At 29.9% G+C, this 19,587-nt stretch carries 16 protein-coding genes and 1 pseudogene; 2 read left to right on the top strand and 15 right to left on the bottom strand.

Features of this window, described 5'->3' with window-relative positions; genetic code table 11:
* Window positions 1-79: 79 nt before the first annotated feature.
* The 10 genes and pseudogenes from DMR38_RS02850 to DMR38_RS02805 form a co-directional block, all read right to left on the bottom strand.
* On the bottom strand, window positions 80-1,744 hold the full coding sequence (locus DMR38_RS02850) for a methylmalonyl-CoA mutase family protein (RefSeq protein ID WP_127719913.1): 1,665 nt from the start codon (window positions 1,742-1,744) through the stop codon (window positions 80-82).
* Window positions 1,737-3,272: an acetyl-CoA hydrolase/transferase family protein gene (locus DMR38_RS02845; RefSeq protein WP_127719912.1), complete on the bottom strand. Its 1,536-nt coding sequence runs from the start codon at window positions 3,270-3,272 to the stop codon at window positions 1,737-1,739. Before DMR38_RS02845 ends, DMR38_RS02850 begins: the two co-directional genes overlap by 8 nt.
* Before the next feature lie 143 nt (window positions 3,273-3,415).
* Window positions 3,416-3,751, bottom strand: coding sequence for a DUF3870 domain-containing protein (locus DMR38_RS02840; protein ID WP_175412906.1), 336 nt, complete (start codon window positions 3,749-3,751; stop codon window positions 3,416-3,418).
* Window positions 3,752-4,119: 368 nt separating this feature from the next.
* Window positions 4,120-4,926, bottom strand: coding sequence for a polysaccharide deacetylase family protein (locus DMR38_RS02835; RefSeq protein WP_127719910.1), 807 nt, complete (start codon window positions 4,924-4,926; stop codon window positions 4,120-4,122).
* A 60-nt stretch (window positions 4,927-4,986) separates the two neighbouring features.
* Window positions 4,987-7,584 (bottom strand): ATP-dependent chaperone ClpB, encoded by a 2,598-nt coding sequence (clpB, locus tag DMR38_RS02830; protein WP_127719909.1) that lies wholly within the window; start codon window positions 7,582-7,584, stop codon window positions 4,987-4,989.
* 123 nt (window positions 7,585-7,707) lie between these two features.
* Window positions 7,708-8,970 carry a helix-turn-helix transcriptional regulator gene (locus tag DMR38_RS02825; RefSeq protein WP_127719908.1) on the bottom strand — a complete coding sequence of 421 codons (1,263 nt, stop codon included), beginning with the start codon at window positions 8,968-8,970 and terminating at the stop codon, window positions 7,708-7,710.
* Between the two features lie 18 nt (window positions 8,971-8,988).
* Complete coding sequence (locus tag DMR38_RS02820) at window positions 8,989-10,293, bottom strand: helix-turn-helix transcriptional regulator (protein ID WP_127723876.1); 1,305 nt, start codon at window positions 10,291-10,293, stop codon at window positions 8,989-8,991.
* 371 nt (window positions 10,294-10,664) lie between these two features.
* Window positions 10,665-10,829 carry a YtxH domain-containing protein gene (locus DMR38_RS02815; protein WP_127719907.1) on the bottom strand — a complete coding sequence of 55 codons (165 nt, stop codon included), beginning with the start codon at window positions 10,827-10,829 and terminating at the stop codon, window positions 10,665-10,667.
* 162 nt (window positions 10,830-10,991) lie between these two features.
* A pseudogene (locus tag DMR38_RS02810) lies at window positions 10,992-11,741 on the bottom strand (ribonuclease H family protein); the annotation flags it as partial.
* 26 nt (window positions 11,742-11,767) lie between these two features.
* Window positions 11,768-12,724: a DUF1232 domain-containing protein gene (locus tag DMR38_RS02805; RefSeq protein ID WP_127719905.1), complete on the bottom strand. Its 957-nt coding sequence runs from the start codon at window positions 12,722-12,724 to the stop codon at window positions 11,768-11,770.
* Window positions 12,725-13,007: 283 nt separating this feature from the next.
* Here DMR38_RS02805 and DMR38_RS02800 point away from each other — a divergent pair, with 283 nt between their 5' ends.
* Window positions 13,008-14,753 carry an AAA family ATPase gene (locus DMR38_RS02800; protein WP_127719904.1) on the top strand — a complete coding sequence of 582 codons (1,746 nt, stop codon included), beginning with the start codon at window positions 13,008-13,010 and terminating at the stop codon, window positions 14,751-14,753.
* 225 nt (window positions 14,754-14,978) lie between these two features.
* Here DMR38_RS02800 and DMR38_RS02795 read toward each other — a convergent pair whose 3' ends face one another.
* Together DMR38_RS02795 and DMR38_RS02790 are read right to left on the bottom strand one after the other, a co-directional pair.
* Window positions 14,979-15,992 carry a rhomboid family intramembrane serine protease gene (locus tag DMR38_RS02795; protein ID WP_127719903.1) on the bottom strand — a complete coding sequence of 338 codons (1,014 nt, stop codon included), beginning with the start codon at window positions 15,990-15,992 and terminating at the stop codon, window positions 14,979-14,981.
* A 158-nt stretch (window positions 15,993-16,150) separates the two neighbouring features.
* The gene (locus tag DMR38_RS02790) at window positions 16,151-17,209 is read right to left on the bottom strand and encodes an HD-GYP domain-containing protein (protein WP_127719902.1); all 1,059 of its coding nucleotides are present in this window, start codon (window positions 17,207-17,209) and stop codon (window positions 16,151-16,153) included.
* 222 nt (window positions 17,210-17,431) lie between these two features.
* Between DMR38_RS02790 and DMR38_RS02785 the strand changes: the two genes are divergently transcribed.
* Window positions 17,432-17,755 (top strand): hypothetical protein, encoded by a 324-nt coding sequence (locus tag DMR38_RS02785; RefSeq protein ID WP_127719901.1) that lies wholly within the window; start codon window positions 17,432-17,434, stop codon window positions 17,753-17,755.
* A 6-nt stretch (window positions 17,756-17,761) separates the two neighbouring features.
* Here DMR38_RS02785 and DMR38_RS02780 read toward each other — a convergent pair whose 3' ends face one another.
* The 3 genes from DMR38_RS02780 to DMR38_RS02770 form a co-directional block, all read right to left on the bottom strand.
* Window positions 17,762-18,193 carry a Fur family transcriptional regulator gene (locus tag DMR38_RS02780; protein WP_127719900.1) on the bottom strand — a complete coding sequence of 144 codons (432 nt, stop codon included), beginning with the start codon at window positions 18,191-18,193 and terminating at the stop codon, window positions 17,762-17,764.
* A gap of 17 nt (window positions 18,194-18,210) precedes the next feature.
* Window positions 18,211-18,765 carry a manganese efflux pump gene (locus DMR38_RS02775; protein WP_127719899.1) on the bottom strand — a complete coding sequence of 185 codons (555 nt, stop codon included), beginning with the start codon at window positions 18,763-18,765 and terminating at the stop codon, window positions 18,211-18,213.
* A gap of 80 nt (window positions 18,766-18,845) precedes the next feature.
* Window positions 18,846-19,574 carry a SprT family zinc-dependent metalloprotease gene (locus DMR38_RS02770; protein ID WP_127719898.1) on the bottom strand — a complete coding sequence of 243 codons (729 nt, stop codon included), beginning with the start codon at window positions 19,572-19,574 and terminating at the stop codon, window positions 18,846-18,848.
* Between the last annotated feature and the right edge of the window lie 13 nt (window positions 19,575-19,587).

Below are 19,587 nucleotides of genomic sequence, written 5' to 3'. Positions count from 1 at the left end.
GTCTATTCAGTATTGAAAGGAGAACATACTTTTACCATGAAACTATATATTTTCAATCCATGTATGTCATCAAACTTATTTACTTGTATTCCCCAAAAACTCCTCTTAAGACATCACATATCTCACCTAAAGTAGCGTATTGTTTTACAGAATCAATTATAAAAGGCATAAGGTTATCTCCATTTTTAGCTGCACCTTCTAAAGCAACAAGTTTTTCACTTACTGCTTTTGAATCCCTTTTATCTTTTAATTTTTTAAGTTTTTCCTTTTGTCTCTCACCTACTGCAGGATCAACCTTTAAAAGACCTTTAGGTGATTCCTCTTCCATTTGGAATTTATTTATTCCTACAACTACTTGTTCACCAGATTCTACCTCTTTTTGATATCTATATGAACTGTCTTCTATTTCTTTTTGTATATATCCCTTTTCGATGGCTTTTGCAGCTCCACCTAATTCATCTATTTTTTTAATATATTCTAATGCTTTTTTCTCCGTCTCATCTGTTAAAGATTCCACATAATATGAACCTGCAAGTGGATCAATAGTATCGGCTACTCCACTTTCATAAGCTATAATCTGCTGAGTTCTAAGTGCAACTCTTACTGAATCCTGACTAGGCAAAGCCAGTGCTTCATCTTTAGAATTTGTATGGAGCGACTGAGTACCTCCAAGTACAGCTGACAAGGCCTGTATTGCAACCCTTACTACATTGTTATCAGGCTGTTGTGCTGTAAGAGTACATCCACCAGTTTGAGTATGAAATCTCAGTTTCAATGATTTAGGATTTTTAGCATGGAATCTTTCTTTCATTATTCTCGCCCATATTCTTCTTGCAGCCCTAAATTTAGCTATTTCCTGAAACATTCCATTATTGGCATTAAAGAAAAATGATAATCTCGGTGCAAATTTATCAACATCAAGACCTGCTTTTATTGCTGCTTCAACATATGCAATTCCATCAGCAATAGTAAATGCAACTTCTTGAACTGCTGTTGATCCAGCTTCTCTTATGTGGTAGCCTGATATGGATATTGTGTTCCATTTTGGAAGATTTTTTGAACAAAATTCAAATATATGTGTAATCAATCCCATTGATGGTTCAACAGGGAATATATATGTCCCCCTTGCTACATATTCTTTTAAAATATCATTTTGTATAGTACCTTTTAATTTATCAGAAGTTACACCCTGCTTTTCTGCTACTGCAACATACATTGCAAGCAATACTGATGCTGGAGCATTTATTGTCATAGAAGTGCTTACCTTATCAAGTGGTATCCCATCAAATAAAGTTTCCATATCCATAAGTGAATCTATTGCAACTCCAACTTTTCCAACTTCACCTTCTGAAAGTTCGTGATCTGAATCATAGCCTATTTGTGTTGGTAAATCAAAAGCTACACTAAGTCCCGTTTGTCCTTGAGATAAAAGATATTTATATCTTCTATTTGACTCTTCTGCAGTCGCAAACCCTGCATATTGTCTCATCGTCCATAATTTACCCCTATACATTGTAGGTTGAACGCCTCTTGTATAAGGATATTCCCCGGGTAAAGACAAATCTTTCACATAATCAAGTTTGTCTACATCATCAGGAGTATAAGCCCTCTTCACTTCTATATCTGATGTTGTTTTAAAAACCTTCTTTCTTTCAGGAAATCTTCCAAGAGCTTTTGAAAGAGTACCATCTTCCCAATCTTTCTTTGTCCTTTTTACTTCATCTAGTTTTTTTTCATCAAACATTTAATTGATCCCTTCCTTCACATTTACCGGCTTTAATTTTCATGCTGCCGGTTTCTTTATATCTTTGATGCCATGATAGCGCCTCATTAAGTAACATCGGGGTATGAATATTTTTTCCCTGACATGCCCTTTTGAAATAATCTTTTAGCATTGGCCTGTAACAAGGATTACTGCAATTTTCTATTATAACTTTTGCCCTCTCTTTTGGAGATAGTCCCCTAAGGTCGGCTACACCTTGTTCTGTTACTATAACATCTACATCATGCTCTGAGTGATCACAATGAGGCACCATTGGTACTATTGACGATATTTCACCATTTTTAGCTACTGATTCTGTCGTAAATATAGAAATATAAGCACTTCTTGTAAAATCACCTGAACCACCTATTCCATTCATCATTTTTGATCCTAATATTTGGCTCGAATTGACATTGCCATATATATCAGCTTCTATGGCTGTATTCATTGCTATTACACCAAGTCTCCTAACCAATTCAGGATTATTACTTATCTCCTGAGGTCTTAATATAATTTTTTTCCTGTATTCATCAATTTTTCTATAAAATTTTTTCTGACCTTCTTCAGATAGAGATATAGCTGTAGCAGATGCTACTGAAATTTTGCCTTCATCCATTAAATTAAATACTGAATCCTGTGCAACTTCGGTGAATATTTGTAAATTATTAAACTTTGATTTCTCAAGCCCTGCAAGTACTGCGTTTGAAACTGAACCAACTCCTGATTGAAGTGGAAGTAAGTCTTCAGGAAGTCTTTCATGTCTTACTTCATTATTTAGAAAATCCATTAGATTTTCTGCCATTTTTCTACTTACATCATTTATTGGTGCAACCTTTCTGGCATTATCTTTTATATCACTAAAGACTATGCATTTTATTTTTTTAGGATCTGAAACTATATAGTCAGTTCCTATTCTATCTCCTACATGGGTTATAGGTATTGCTTGCCTTAAAGGAGGCTTTTCAGGTATATATATATCATGCGTTCCTAAAAGTGAAATAGGCTGACTTTCATTTATTTCTACAATTACAATATCTGCGTTTCTAACATAAGTAGCTGTATTACCTACAGATGTGGTCGGTATAATATAACCTTCTTCAGTTATTCCAACGGCCTCTACTATTGCCACATCTATTTTCCCCATAAACCCATAATCCACAAATTGTGGTGCCATACTTAGATGAGCATCTACATAACTAATTTCACCTGAATTGGCAGCATTTCTAATATCTTTATGAGTTTGATATGGAAACCTCCTATTAATTGCCCCAGCTCTAGCTAATTCTCCGTCAAGCTCGTCTCCTACGGAAGCACCTGTAAATAAGTTTATTTTAATTTGGGCACCTTCCTTTACTCTATTTGCCAGTGCGATGGGTACTACCTTAGGATATCCTGAAAATGTAAAACCACTGGTTCCTACAGTCATCCCATCTTTTATGAACTGTGCTGCTTCATTAGCCGTACCTACATATTTCAAAAGTTTTTTATCTCTTATTCTATCTGTAATCATACTATCCCCTCTTTAAACAAATAATTAATATATTTAAAAAAACGGCATTAGCATATTTTTCAATATACTAATGCCGTTTTTTTTGTTAATTTTACATAAAGGTATACTCCCTTATACCATAACAAAATGGCGAATTTATTAAATTATTCTTTCCTAGTTTTTCTATTTTCTCTGCCTATCATTTTATATCTTTCATAACAGTTCATTAATACCGCCATAAAAGATTTTTTAGCCATTCCAAAGTAATTGTCTTCTATATCCCTCATTATTTCCTTAGCATCATTCAAATTTCTGCCTATTAATAATTCCCTTGTATATTTTTTTGCGGTATTCGTTATAAACGAGCATTCAACATCTTTTATTTCTCCTGAATGTCTATTTAAAACAACTCCCATTACCATTTCATTATAAAGCTCGGTTATCGTTATTCCGTTTGGAAGTTTAGCATAACCTGTAATAAATATTGTATCTTTTTTCAAAATATACACCTCTAATCTCATATTACTATTTATACTTTAGATGTATTGATTATATTCATATATCATTGCAAAATGTAAAGTATACTATTTTTTTCTTTTCCGCAAAATGAATTAACATCTAAAATATGTTTACATCATTTCTTATTAGCAACTATCGTGCCAATATATTTTTCCCACAATATGAAGCTTTTTCAATTAAGATTTAAATACACTGTTTTACTTCTGAAACATATATATTACACTATGTTAGGTTAAGTACCTTCAATTTGTAAAAATAAAAGGTTGTTTCAAAATTAAAACAGATTTCATTTTTGAAACAACCTTTATACTAATTTTATTTCTCGTTTAGAAACTCTCTATAATTTTAGTCATCTATTAATGATTCCTTTATCCCTCATTCTAAACTCTTCCTCTAAAGTTATACCATCAAAAGTTCTAAAAGCAAAGCCTTCCTTTTTTAAATAACTTATAATGTCTGGCAGTGCTTCCACTGTAGAAGTTTTATAGTAAGAATCATGCATCAAAACTACTGCAATTTTTTTGTCCTTGCATCCATCTATTACATTTTGTTTTATGATATCTTTGGGCACAAAACGTTTATCTGCATCCCCTGAGACCACGTTCCAATCTACATACTTCATTCCGTTTCCCTTTAAAGTCTTCTTTATAATATTTAAATTGCTTACACTTGCTGCTAAATTATCTGACCCACCTGGAAGTCTCACAAATATTATAGAATCTTTTCCCGTTATATTCTTTATTATATTTTTACAAACTTGAAAATCCTCTAAATATGCATCCAAACTGCTGTACATCTCTTTATAATTGTGAGAATATGTATGTACTCCTATACTCATACCGCTGTCACTTATCTGCTTTAATATAGAAGGATTTTCTTTTGCCTTTTCACCTACTATAAAAAAGGTGGCTTTTACTCCATTTTGTTGTAATATATTTAATATCTTTGTAGTGTTATTTACAGAAGGACCATCATCAAAAGTTAAGAATACTTCTTTAGAATACGTTGGTGCATTATCTTTAGCTAAAACAATATTTTTTCTCTCTCCCGCAAAGTTATATTTTACACAATTCCATTTACATATTAAGGTTATGCAAGCAATTACAAATAAATAGATAAAAATACCATATATGATTGAATAGACAGGTTTTTTCATAAAAAGCACCCTCTTTTTTAATCTTCTATCATATATGGTAACCTTTATTTTAATAAATAATTATAGTTTTTCTATTTTAAACTTATCATCCTCATAATCTACTCTTACCCTGCAGCCTGTATATATATCTCCATTAATTATCTTCTTTGCAATAGACGTTTCCAGAACGTTTTCTATATATCTTTTTAAAGGCCTTGCTCCATAAACAGGATCATAACCTTCTTCTGCCATAACTTCTTTTGCTTTTAGGGTTATTTGTATGGATATATTTTTCTCCTTAAGCCTATTTTCTATATCTTTTAGGAATATATCTATTATGAACTTAATTTCTTCTGTATTTAGTGGCTTAAACATTATTATATCATCTAGTCTATTTAAAAATTCAGGCTTAAATTTAAATTTCATATCATTCATTACTTTGTCTCTTACATCTTTATCTATCCCATTACTGCTTTTGTTCTGTAATAAATAACTACTTCCTATGTTAGAAGTCATAATTATAATAGAATTTTTAAAGTCAACTACCTTACCCTGATTATCAGTAAGCCTTCCATCATCTAATATTTGAAGGAATATATTAAACACATCTTCATGGGCCTTTTCTATTTCATCAAATAATATTACACTATATGGTTTTCTTCTCACTGCTTCCGTAAGCTGACCTCCTTCGTCATATCCTACATATCCTGGAGGAGCTCCTATAAGTCTCGAAACAGAATATTTTTCCATATACTCTGACATATCTATTCTTATTATGTTTTCTTCACTATCAAACAGTGTCCTTGCTAAAGTTTTTGCAAGCTCAGTTTTACCTACACCTGTAGGTCCTAAAAATATAAAAGAACCTATTGGCCTTTTAGGATCTTTCATACCCGCTCTTGCTCTAAGTACAGCATTCGAAACTGCTGTAACTGCTTCCTTCTGGCCTATAACTCTCTTTGCAAGTTCATCCTCTAATTTTACTAATTTCTGTCTTTCCCCTTCTACCAATTTTGAAACAGGTATTCCAGTCCATTTAGATACTATCTGAGATATTTCCTGTTCTGTAACTTCTTCCTTTAACATTGCAGCTTCATTGTTTTCTTTAATAGATTGCTCTTTTTCATCTATAGTACTTTCCAGTTTAGGAATAACACCATATTTTAATTCTGCAATTTTATTTAAATCATATTCCCTCTCTGCTTTTTCAATTTGTCCTCTTGCTTCATCAAGCTGTTTCTTCAAATTTCTAACCTCAGTTATATTTGACTTTTCCTTTTCATATTTAGCAGTCATTTCATTATCTTTGTCTTTAAGATTACTAAGTTCCTTTTCTACTGACTTAAGCCTTTCTATAGATGCACTATCTTTTTCTTTGGAAAGAGCCTCTTTTTCAATCTGTAGCTGGAATATTTTTCTTTTAACATTATCCATTTCAGTTGGCATACTGTCAATTTCAGTTCTTATCATAGCACAAGCTTCATCAATTAAATCTATAGCTTTATCTGGAAGATACCTATCTGTTATATATCTATCTGAAAGCTTTGCAGCAGCCACAATAGCAGAATCATGAATTCTTATGCCATGATAGATTTCAAATTTTTCCTTAAGTCCTCTAAGTATAGAGATAGAATCCTGAACAGTAGGTTCATCTATAACCACAGGTTGAAATCTTCGCTCCAAAGCCTTATCTTTTTCTATATATTTTCTGTATTCATCAAAAGTAGTTGCCCCTATACAGTGGAGTTCACCTCTTGCTAGCATTGGCTTTATTAAATTTCCAGCATCCATAGAACCTTCTGTTTTTCCAGCTCCAACTATGGTATGAATTTCATCTATAAAAAGTACTATTTTGCCTTCACTTTTCTGTACTTCTTTTAATACGGCCTTTAATCTTTCTTCAAATTCTCCCCTAAATTTGGCACCAGCAATTAATGCTCCCATATCTAGGGAAAATATTATTTTATCCTTTAATCCCTCTGGTATATCTCCTCTTACAATTCTCTCTGCCAGTCCTTCAATTATAGCAGTTTTTCCTACCCCCGGATCACCTATTAGTACAGGATTATTTTTAGTTCTTCTTGAAAGTATTCTAACAACTCTTCTTATCTCTTCATCTCTACCTATAACCGGATCAAGTTTATGCTTTTTTGCCTCTTCCACAAGATTTCTACCATACTTGGCAAGTGCCTCATAAGTTCCCTCTGGATCCTGAGTTTCAACCCTTTGATTTCCCCTTACTTGAGACAAGGCTTCTAAAAATGCATCCTTTGTAATATCAAATTTCTTAAGTATGCCATCTACGTCAGGAGAGTGAACTTCCATGATACCAAGCATTACGTGCTCTACACTTATATATGAATCTTTGAATTTTTGAGCTATCTTTTCTGCCTGCAAAAAAGCATCTTCAAACCTTCTAGTTGCATAGACGGAGGAACTTTGTGCTCCTTCTCCCATCACTTTAGGCATCTTGTCTAAAACATCTTTAGTTTCCTTTACCAGAGATTTTAAATCTACAGACATCTTTCCAAATATATTTGGAATGAGTCCATCTTGCTCAAACACTAAAGCTGAAAACATATGAATCACATCTACCTGTTGATGATTATATCTCACTGCTGTAAGTTGGGCCTCATTCATTGCATTTTGAACTTTTATTGTAAGTTTGTCTATGTTCATAATAAAAATACGTCACGTAAAACTTAAAACAAGTTTTAACGCAGCTCCTCCTTTCTAAACCTCTTTAGATTAATTTAATTTATTGGACAACAAAATATAATTTTTTCAGTTTTCTAAATAAAACTATAAAAAATTATATTTTTGTTTTAAATCAATGGCAATATTAAAATATTTAAGAGCCTCTTGAACCTTTTTCATATCATAATACATACATCCTATTTCCATATATCTTTCATACTTGCAGGTATTTGTTTCAAATTTAGATAGAGCATCAAGTGAAAGATTCATATACATTTCCCCTTCAGCTAGTTGACCTTTTCTTATAAATATCAATGCTTTATAATAGTATGCTCTTTCTATAAGAACTATATCATTTAATTTTATAGAACAATCTAAAGCTCTATCACATATACTTTCAGCTCTATCCCAAATTTGATTTTTTATCAAAATACCTACTATTTTTATTACAAAATTAGCAAATTCCACTGCACACTCTTTAGGATATATATTCAGTGCTTCATTTATATAAAATACTGCCTTTTCACTCATATTTGAAGTAAACATAACTGCAGCATAGTCAACCATAGATATGGATTTATCTTTTAAATTATCTTTATAAAATTCATTTGCCTTTTTTTCATATAATTTGAATTTCTCAGTATCATTTTTTAAAGAAAGTATTGCTAAAACATGATACATTTTTGCCTTTTTTATGTCTCCATCTATCATGTTTAGCAATTTTGTAATTGCACCAGACAATTCATAAGCCTTTTCATAATCATTAAGAGCAATAAAGCAGATTATTTTATTATATGTAACTTTTGACAATAGTTCATTACTACCAGTTTCTGCTGCAATACCTAACACATTATCATAATAGTTTATCGCCTGCAAAAATTCTTTTGTTTTAAAAAAATATTTGCCAACATCCATATAGTACAGGGCTGCTTTTTCTTTAGAAAAATTTCTTTGTAAATATTCATAATACTTTACAATTATATTATGCAATTTTTCTAATTCACTTTTTTCTAGATAATAGTTAAATAAGAGATGTATTATCCTAAAACATATATCATCATAGTTATACCGTTCAGCAAATTTAAAATTATATACTAAATTTTTTTCATAATTTTTTTTATCTTGTTTTTTCTCAATATCATGTACATTTTTTATTATTTGATTTTTTATATCTAATTTTAGATACTCAAAACTAATTTCAAGTTTGTCTGATAAAAATTCTAAAATCCAATCTTCTGGTTTTATTTTATCATTTTCAATGCAGCTCATTTTAGAAATTGATATCTTACTATTACACAGTTCCTTCAAAGTATATCCCTTATATATGCGTGCTCTTTTAACTTTTTCTCCAGTAGAAAGTATCTCCATAATTATCACCTATTTTATTTAATACTCTTTTAATATTCCAATCTTTTTAAAAATTTCAACACCCTCACTTAAATATTTAGCTGCTTCCTTATCCATCTTACTATCTTCGTAAAATTTTCCAAGTTTTATTGATATATCCGCAGCTTCTTTAGTATAATTCATTTTTTTCGCAAAGTTCAATGCATCAATTAATGTATTTTCTGCTTCGTTTTTATTACATTCAATCATATTTATTCTAAATTTCATCATGTAATAATATACTAATGATTTACTATTTTTTTCGTCTATCTTGTCCCTTATTTCTTCTAGAACTTTCCTTGAATTTATAACATCCTTTAATTTTATATAATTTTCACATATATTTATAAGCGTGTCCACAATCTTGCCATCTTTACATTTCATTCGCAATTCTTTTGCTTTATTTAAATGTATAAATGATTCTTCAATATTATTAAACTCTCCAAAAAGTTTACCTAGATTATTTTCAATTTTTGCAGTATTTATCATATCTTCTAATTTTCTGTATACATTTAATGTTTTTTTAGAATACTTTATTGCATTATTTATATCTCCCTTTTTATTATACTCTTCTGCAAGTAAAAATAAGCTTTTAGCATACTCTTCCCTATTATCTATCTGCCTAAACTTCTCATTTGCCAGATAAGAATAGTTTATTGCTTCTTCCATATTTTCTAATTTAAAATTTATACATGCTGTATAATAATATATTTGTCCAAGCAAGAAATCATTTCCTATATTATTTTCTTTATATACATTCTCTGCCTGCTGCAAATAACTGCTGGAAGCATGATATGATTTCATGCTTATTGTAATCTTCCCTAAATTTATAAAAGTTTTTATAATTTCTTCATATTTATTATTTTTTATAAAAACAACATTAGCAGACAATAAAAGCTGTTGGGCAATAGGATATTCTTTTCTCGCTGTATAGATTGTCCCCTTTAAATATAAATTTTTTGCTTTTTCATATTGTAGGGAATACTTTTCTGAGTAGTATATAGCCTCTTCTATATACTTTTCCGATTGATTCAAACTCCCGCTTATTATATAAGATTCAGCTATATTTTCAAAATAAGTACATATTTTTTGTGCTTGAGTCTCTTCTGACTCCATTAAATACTCAATGGAAGTATTCAATTCCCTTGCTAAGTATTCTAGTAAATCCATACTAGGATTTGACTTTCCTGATTCCACCAAACTTATTTGCCCAGGTGTAATTCTATCCCCTGCCAAATCTTTTAAAGTCATATTGAGTTCTTTTCTTCTTCTCTTTATTTTTTCTCCTAAAGAAAGTATTTCCATCATTCACTCTTCCTTTATTAATCACAATTTTTGTTTCATGCCTATCTGTTCCAATATGCTACATTTTTTTTAATATATAAAAAATAAAAGCCATACTTTGAGATAACAATATCTAGATATTACATATAATTGAAATTATATGTAATATTTAAATTTTTGTTTAGGATAATTTTTAAACCATATTAAAATATTATTCTATATTAGTATCATTATAACATATTTTTAATTATAAAATAAAAACTTTAAAAAAATAAAAGTGCATTACCATAAATCTAAACAATATAGTCTAAATTAATAAAAAAACAATGTAAAATGCACATCTTTATTATTAAAAGTGTACATTTTACATTGCACTTATTTAAGCTCCTATGCTATTTCATCCAATTCATAACTCCACCATACATATTTCCTGCAGTATTTTTTAAGTATTTAGAAGTTTTTCTTATCATTCTCTTTTTAGATCTATCTAATTCTGGTACTACCATCATTCCTACTGCTGCGCCAATTACTGCACCTGCTACAAACTTTCCACGCATTTTGCTACACTCCTCTCTTTAAAAAATGCTTTTTCTTTTACATAACTATGATTTTTACGTCCTTTAAATTAAATTGGAATTAAAATTATAAACTTAATTCTATAGATAGATTATGCAAATTTATTTTTTTTAAACAGCTTAATTTTTACATTTTTATATATCAATAACTATTATATTTTTTTCACCTTTAGGTGCAATTTTTAATATCTCATTTTTTACTTCATCATTAGCTGTCTTTATCTCATTATTCATTAACCATTTTTGAACACTTTTTTTTGATTCTATTTGCAACTTTTCCTTGCACTTTTCATCTGCCAATTCATTAAACAAATCCCCAGTATGACTATCTACTTTAACAAATATAACTTCAATGTTTTTCATAAGCTCGTTCATTTCTTCATAATATTTTATAGATGAAGCTTCTTTTCTCTCCCATAACCCAAGGGCATGCTTGCAGGTTCCTTCATAGTCGTGGAATAAAACAACTTTTTTCTCTCCCTCAGACAGGGCATATTGTACTCCTCTAACTGCTGCTTTCAATTCCCCAGATATTTGCCTAATATTTTTACCTTCTTCACAAGAATGTGCACCGCTTTCTATATAATAAACTACATTACCTTTAACTGCCACCAACGCATAAGAATACATTTCCGTTGAAATGTTATAACTTCCATCCACATATACATGCAAACAATCTTTAGGATAGCTGCCCTCAGATTTTTTTAGAAGCTTATCCTCTCCTTTTAAATATTCCAAAGCTGAATTTATATCTTTAAAGCTCTTATATGCAGCACCTTTAACGCCTTTTACACATTTTAGACATTCTCCCCAGGTGTTTACTATAATATTTTCAACCTTTTCATTTTTTTCAAAATCATATCCTTCTTTTATAGCATATACTTTCTTAACCATATCAATTTACGTGTTATATTAATCCCTTATGTAACACTTCTCCCCTCTTTTTCTTTTCTTTCAGATGATTTGAATACATTGCCTAGCTGATTTAGAACCTTAGAAACATTTGCACTTCCAATTATTTTTGTAATATATTTTACTGCTTCTCTTGTAACCAGAATTATGTTCTCCTCACCCTGCCAATTTTCAATTATAATTTCTTCTGGTATTTCATCTATTATACTATTAAGCGCAAAAAACGCCAGAGCGACATCATCTATTTTCCCAACAAAAGGTATAAAATCAGGTATTATATCTATAGGACTTGCAAGGTAAGCTATTACGCCTGACAACATAATTTTAACCTTTATTTTAACCCTTTTGTCCTTAAATAATCTTATAAATAGCATTATAATATCCGGTATAAGCATCGCATACTCTACAATTTTTTCATATTTTTGCGGCACCTTACTTACAACTTCTTTTCTAAACTTATGATACTTATCTAAAATAAGTATACTTCTTTTCTTTTTCTCTATGTTTGGAAATTTCTTTTTTTCCTCATATCTTATATCTTCTGCTTCAACCTCTAATGCCCTTGGAAGTATTTCTACTTTTTTTAATTTGAGATTAAAGTAAGGTATAAGCTTTACTGCCAGGTTTAAATCAACTCTTACTGTATCTCTGTCCACCTCTACCCCATAAGGAGAAAAGTCATCTAATAACCTCTTAAGAACAATATTTTTTACATTTTTGAATACTTTAAACTTATACACATGTACATCAAATATTTTTAAATTTATTATATTGTTATTTATATTTCCTAGTCCCATATTAACTTGAAAATTTACAGATATTTTGCTCTTATATGTCCCCTCTATTGTTATTATTTCATTTATACTTATATTTTCTATATTAAGTCCCTCTATATTCACATACTCATGAACTATACCAAGTATATCTTGTTCTGTCAAAATGGCTTTTCCAAAGGACACTTTCATATACAAATCTCCTCCCTAAATTTACAAACTTCTTATTATAAAGTATACAGTAAATTAAAATTTCTGCAATAAACAATTCTAAAATTCCTATACTAGTTCCATAAATTACTTTAGCAAAATTTATGATTTTAATTAGACTAATTTATAAAAATATTATAATATCATTATATGATTTTATAAAGTTTCGTTTATTTTTGCAAGATTTGACTATAGAACTTATAATTTTAAGTTAATTAATATATAAATCACTATAGAGAATCTATCTCAAGAAAGGAGAACTTAAATGAAAAAGATAAAAAATAAGTTTATAATAATTCCTATTTTAACCTCTATTTTATCTCTTTGCATATTACTGTTTATGAATTATAGTAACAGCTCTATACCTTATAAGTCATATGTTTCGTTTCAAAAAGATGTATCAAACAAAATAGTACTAGAAGTGTATATGACAGATTCCCCAAAAATAAGAGTAAAATTAAAAAACGGCAGCATATATGATACCGATAATCCTAGAACCCCTAACGCTAAAGAAGTGCTTTTAAAAGATGGAATAAGTGTATCTGAGCAGTATACTATAAATAACAGGCAAGCTTATCCTGCTACTATACTTGTAATTTCTATTATGGCAGCTGTTTTTATGGCACTTAAGTTTTCTAACAAATCTTCCAAAAAAATAGTATCGCTCGATTCTTTAGATGCTTCTGCCATAGAAGATTCTAATTGCAATTTTAAAAGTGTAGCGGGAAATGAAGAAGCTAAAGAGAGTGTCCAGGATATAGTTGATTTCTTAAAGAACCCTAAAAAATATACATCTTATGGTGCAAGAATGCCAAAAGGTATTTTGTTATTTGGTGAGCCAGGAACCGGAAAAACTCTCCTTGCAAGAGCCATTGCAGGTGAAGCAGATGTCCCATTTTATGCTGTCTCAGGCTCTGATTTTGTACAAGTATATGTAGGTGTAGGTGCCAGCCGTATAAGGCAGTTATTTAAAAAGGCTAAAAGCAATAAATCTGGAAAAGCGGTTATATTTATAGATGAGATAGACGCTATAGGTAAAAAGAGAGATGGCTCAGGAAGTACCGGAGGCTCTGATGAAAGAGATCAAACTTTAAATGCTCTGCTTACAGAAATGTCTGGATTTAATGAAAAAGAGGGAATTGTAATAATAGCTGCCACAAATAGATTAGATATGCTAGATCCTGCCCTTTTAAGGCCTGGAAGATTTGACAGACATATAGAAGTAACTCTTCCTGACATTTCTTCAAGGGAAAAAATTATATCCCTACACTTAAAAAATAAACCTGTAGACAATATAGATATACACGAGTGGGCTCAAAAAACTTCTTACTTTTCAGGTGCAAAAATTGAAAGCTTAATAAATGAGGCTGCAATACTCGCCTGTAAAGAAGATAGTACTTATATAGAAAACAAGCACATTGATAAAGCTTTTTCCATAGTACTAACAGGGTACGAGAAAAAAGATAGGAATTATATAAAAGATATAGATAAAAGAATAACTGCTTACCATGAAGTAGGCCATGCTCTAGTATCCTCAAAAGTACTTCCAAATGAAAAGATTTCCAAAATAACAATCATTCCAAGTACTAAGGGAGCTGGAGGTTATACATTAAGCATACCTGAGGACAAGCTCTATCAAAATAAAGATTACTTACGTAAAAGAATAATGGTACTTTTAGGCGGAAGAGCTGCTGAAGAAGTTATCTTTGGAGCAGATTATGTAACCACAGGTGCCTATAATGATCTTCAGCATAGCACAAACATAGCCTTTAAAATGGTGACTCAATATGGAATGGGAAGCACTTTAGGTCTTTTAAACATGAGGGAACTGTCAGATTTAAATATAAGTCAAAATGAGATTATCAAAGAGTGTAAGTATCTTACAGATTCAATATATAATGATGTAAAAAATATTCTTATTGAAAATAGACACTGCCTTAAAGCCACAGTTCAACTGCTTATGGAAAAAGAAACCTTATTTTCAAATGATTTAAAAGATTTATTTATTTAACAATTAATTCATAATGCACGATGCACAATTCACAATTAAGGATGATTTTCTTCCGTTAAAACTTCAGAAAATCTAAAATATAACACTATTGAAGCAAAGCTTCAATAAGCTTTAAATTTAAAATTTTTCGCAGCATAGCGGAGAAAAATCTACCGAAATTGTGCATTGTGAACTGTGAATTGTGAATTCATTTAGATCGTAATTTGCTTAAACTGTGAAAGCTATTTATTGGGCGATGTCCTTTACATTGCCCAATAAATATGTTATAACTACTCCTCCTACAAGTCCTCCTAAGTGTCCAAAATTATCTACATTTGCTATAGAAAATCCTATTATAAGGTTTACCACAATTATAGATAATACATTCATTAAAAATTCCTTACCAATTTTATGCTTCATCTTTATCGCAAATACCAACGCCGCCCCTAAAAGTCCAAATATTGCTCCTGAAGCTCCTACTGAAATAGATGCCGAAAACATAAAACTAAATACCGAAGAAACTAAACCTGATATAATGTACATCACTATATATTTAACTTTGCCATACACTTTCTCAACAAAAGAACCCATTATATAAAGTGAATACATATTTACTCCTAAATGAACTATTCCAGCATGTAAAAACATACAAGTAAAAAGCCTATAATACTCACCTGAAGCTATAAGTGAGTTAACCTTAGCTCCCATAAATACAAGTACATTTACATCACTATCAAATACATTTCCAGAAAGGTATGCTGTTACTACATATACAGAAACATTTAAAGCTATTATTATCCATGTCACAATTAGGTCTTTCATTTTATATATGTTCTTTGACTGTTTATTTGCTAAAGTACTTTGTTTTACATAAATCATACAATTATATATTTCTTTAGCTAATTGCTCTAAATCAGGAGTATACAAAGTTATTTGACTTAAATAAGGATTTAAAAAAATTAATCCACATTGTGGATTATTATTTTTATCCACTGTGGCATGTACTTCCCTATCTAGCACTATTTGTACAAGTCTTACACTTTTATTGTCAGATAGATTTTTTAAACGTAACTTTATATCTTCAACATTTATATTTCTATAACTTTCCACCTTAGAAAAGAAAACTACTTCCATAATAGAATTTTGTTCTCTGCACAACGCCCATCTACCGCATATTCCATTTATGCCTTCTATCTCTATAATATTAAAATTATAGTTTTTGTATAACCTGTCTATTAAATTATCAATATACGAACTCATATTTTTCTCCTAAAAAAACGAATACACCAATAAGTATAACTCAACCTTCGCATTTTAAAAAAATTGCAAAACAATATTTTTATATTATACTAATTTCTTATGTGAAGAAATTGAGTTATTAACATTTCCCACATTTATAATACGCTGTATACGTTATTTTATACTATTTCTTCTACGATTACGCTTAGATTTTGAAGTAAATCGACTTCATAACCTGATATGTTAGCCCCAGTTTCAGAATCTTGTAATACCCTTATCACCGGTCTATCAGGAAATCCTCTGTTTTGCCTTATAACATAACCTTTAACTCCATTTGATAACTTAACACAGCATCCAAGTGGATAAACAGCAAATGTATTTTTGAAATAGGATACTATTTTTTGGTCAAAACTAGTTCCACTACCTGAAAGTACGAGTTCATAAGCATCATTAGGGCGAAATTTTTTTCTATAACACCTATCATTACTAACAGCATCATATACATCACATATACAAACCATTTTTGCAAAATTTGTTATCTGTTTATCAGTAAGTCCATAGGGATATCCTCTACCATCAACTCTCTCATGATGCTGTTCAACTATTTTAATTATAGGACTGTATGTACCCAAAACCTTTTTTAAGATTTTTGAACCATGTAGGGGATGCTTTTTTATTTCAGCAAATTCTCCATCCGTCAACTTACCTTTTTTATTCAATATCTCTATAGGCACCTTTGTCTTTCCTACATCATGTAAGATAGCTCCCACACCAAGTTCCTTTATATTAAATCCATTGTATCCTGCTGAAATTCCTAAAAAAGAAGCCATTACACAAGTATCTATTGAGTGAACAAAAGTATAATTGTCATACGTTTGTATGTCATAAAGACTTTTATTTACATCTCCAACATCAACTATATAATTAATCATTTCTTCTACTGTTTTTAAAGATTGTCTTAATCCCTTTTCATCATAATTATTTAAATTTACCATTACTTTTGACATACTTTTCATAGTAGACTGTTTAAGCTGTGCCAATTTTTCATCTTCGACATATACATCTTCTAATCTTTCATCTTCTACATATACATAAAATACACCTAATTTTTTTAATTTATCTATATAATTACTGTTCAACTTTACTCCTGCTCGTAATAAAACTTGTCCTTCACAGGTTAATATGCTCTTTCCAAGTACGTCTTCTTCCATAACCCTATCTATAAATTCCAGTCTCATAATTTCACCCCAATAAAGTTTTGCATTGTAATGTTTCTTAATAAAATAATACCATACAACCGTAAAAATTTAAATAATTTAGAATTAAAAATGACCTAACTGTCACATAAATTCTAACTTTACAAAATATTTTTCTATATAAATAAAAATAAGTATTTACTTATTTTGTAAATTTGTATATTATAATATTAATACACTATTTCCATTATATGGAGGGAGATTATGAAAAAATTTATAATTATATTTATAAGTATTTTACTTACCGTTACAATGATAGAAAAAATATATGTATCATATAAATGTAGAGATATTAACTACGCAGTTAAAAATTATTTTACTACTGGCATTTTTAATAGATATAAGCTGTACAACATGGGTAATATAAATATGTATTTTTCCAATGGAACAGTTGCATTTATTAAAGTTTCTGGTATATCTGCTAAAATGCCACATGAAAAGCTAGAATATACCATATTTACACAAAAAAATGCTAGAGGAGTGTGGAAAATAAAAAAAGTATATCCCACACAGATAACTTTAAAATAAGATTCTTTAGTTTTTACTACTTTTTATCTTTCTACAATCTGCACATATTCCATTTAATTTAAAATCCAGTTCTTCATCTTCAAATACAAAGCCCGTTTTGCTTTTTATAATTTCCTCTATTTGCTGCATAGGACAGTCTATTTCTACTTCTTTATGGCATATTTTACACTCCAATATATGCTTATGCTTTTTTCTCATTATAGCATAACTATATTTATTTTCACCCAAATCAAATTTTCTAACAATTTTCTTATTTTCAAATAATTCTAAGGATCTATAAATAGTGGATAAATCTACATTTATATTCCTTTCTCTACACTTTTCAAATAAAGTATCAACAGTTATAGCATTATCACTCTTAGATAATATATCTAAAATATTTAATCTTGCTTTTGTAACTTTTATTCTACGTTTTCTCAAGTACTTTTCTACATCCATAAATTCACCCCAAATTTTCACTTAAAAAACATCATTTTAATACCAAATATAATAAGTATTACTCCCCCTATATAATCTGCATATTTACTTACAATATGTATTTTCTGGAGGTACTTCGAAATAAAAAAAGCAAATAAACACATAATAAAGGTAATTAAGCCTATAAACACAGTGCTAATAAATAGCTCTATCCTATTTGCTATATTATTTAAAGTTGTAAATCCTATTACTAATGCATCAATACTTACTGAAACTCCAAGCACTAGAATCATTCCTGGTTTAATGAGTATGCATTCTCCTTTATTCCCCAAACCTTCTTTAACCATAAGGATACCTACTATAGATACTAATGCTCCTCCAATTACCTGAGGGACAGATGCAATATATGTATTAAATAGAAAACCTGCATAAGCACCGCATATAGCAAAAAAAAACTGAAAAAATCCACATGAAAAAGAAAGTTGAAACTTATTTCTTTTCTCCACTGCGCCATTCAATCCCACACACAGTGAGACCCCAAAGGCATCTAAAGAAAGTGCCACTGCAATCAAAAGTAAAAAATAAAATTTCATATTATTTTCCTTTCGCAATTAAAATTACTTACTTAATTTTACTTTATTATTTTTCTAATGTCTATAAGTTTACTTACTATTCATATGTATTTTGGGGGGAAATTAAGCATATATCCATTACATTTAAGCCACTTTCTTCTATCTTTATATTGTGGAATTATAGATTCTACTAATTTCCAGTAATCTCTAGAATGATCCATATGTATCAGATGGCAAAGTTCATGCACAACTACATAATCTATAATTTCCATAGGTGCCATTAATATTTTATAATTGAAATTAATATTACCGTTAGAGGAACAGCTGCCCCATCTAGTCTTCTGGCACCTAATTATTATTTTTTGGGGATAAGTATGTAGATTTTTGTAATAAATATCCACCCGTTTTCTAAGAATCACCCTAGCCTTTTGTTTATAAAATTCGCATATGCTCTTTTTAATATTTTCCTCATTTTTCAATAAAATATCTTTGCCATAAACTACAATTTTATCTTTCGCAATTTCTACATAACATTTCTTTATGTCCACCTGCTGTATTTCTATCTTTAAAATATTCCCCATCCATAAAAGCTTTTTTCCATCTAACAGGCCCATGGACTTCATGGTGTAAATTCTATTTTTTGTAACTTTTACATTCTCTTGTATCCATTCCATTTTACTCTCAACTATTTTCTCTATGGATGGGTAACTAACATTAAGAGGTGCTATTACATATACTTCACCTTTTCCATTAATTTTAATAGTTATATTTTTTATATTCTTCTTTATTACCTTATATTCAAATGAAGAAAATCTATGAGTTGTTTCCATTTTTTACCTTTCG

Source organism: Clostridium sp. AWRP (assembly GCF_004006395.2).
In the GTDB taxonomy this organism is placed as follows: Bacteria; Bacillota; Clostridia; order Clostridiales; family Clostridiaceae; genus Clostridium_B.
This window is presented reverse-complemented; position numbering and strand designations above follow the sequence as displayed.

Bases quoted from the DNA above. Each gene is read 5' to 3' on its own strand.
- DMR38_RS02850 (WP_127719913.1), bottom strand. From the start codon at position 1,744: ATGTTTGATGAAAAAAAACTAGATGAAGTAAAAAGGACAAAGAAAGAT.
- DMR38_RS02845 (WP_127719912.1), bottom strand. From the start codon at position 3,272: ATGATTACAGATAGAATAAGAGATAAAAAACTTTTGAAATATGTAGGT.
- DMR38_RS02835 (WP_127719910.1), bottom strand. From the start codon at position 4,926: ATGAAAAAACCTGTCTATTCAATCATATATGGTATTTTTATCTATTTA.
- clpB (WP_127719909.1), bottom strand. From the start codon at position 7,584: ATGAACATAGACAAACTTACAATAAAAGTTCAAAATGCAATGAATGAG.
- DMR38_RS02825 (WP_127719908.1), bottom strand. From the start codon at position 8,970: ATGGAGATACTTTCTACTGGAGAAAAAGTTAAAAGAGCACGCATATAT.
- DMR38_RS02820 (WP_127723876.1), bottom strand. From the start codon at position 10,293: ATGGAAATACTTTCTTTAGGAGAAAAAATAAAGAGAAGAAGAAAAGAA.
- DMR38_RS02815 (WP_127719907.1), bottom strand. From the start codon at position 10,829: ATGCGTGGAAAGTTTGTAGCAGGTGCAGTAATTGGCGCAGCAGTAGGA.
- DMR38_RS02805 (WP_127719905.1), bottom strand. From the start codon at position 12,724: ATGAAAGTGTCCTTTGGAAAAGCCATTTTGACAGAACAAGATATACTT.
- DMR38_RS02800 (WP_127719904.1), top strand. From the start codon at position 13,008: ATGAAAAAGATAAAAAATAAGTTTATAATAATTCCTATTTTAACCTCT.
- DMR38_RS02795 (WP_127719903.1), bottom strand. From the start codon at position 15,992: ATGAGTTCGTATATTGATAATTTAATAGACAGGTTATACAAAAACTAT.
- DMR38_RS02790 (WP_127719902.1), bottom strand. From the start codon at position 17,209: ATGAGACTGGAATTTATAGATAGGGTTATGGAAGAAGACGTACTTGGA.
- DMR38_RS02785 (WP_127719901.1), top strand. From the start codon at position 17,432: ATGAAAAAATTTATAATTATATTTATAAGTATTTTACTTACCGTTACA.
- DMR38_RS02780 (WP_127719900.1), bottom strand. From the start codon at position 18,193: ATGGATGTAGAAAAGTACTTGAGAAAACGTAGAATAAAAGTTACAAAA.
- DMR38_RS02775 (WP_127719899.1), bottom strand. From the start codon at position 18,765: ATGAAATTTTATTTTTTACTTTTGATTGCAGTGGCACTTTCTTTAGAT.
- DMR38_RS02770 (WP_127719898.1), bottom strand. From the start codon at position 19,574: ATGGAAACAACTCATAGATTTTCTTCATTTGAATATAAGGTAATAAAG.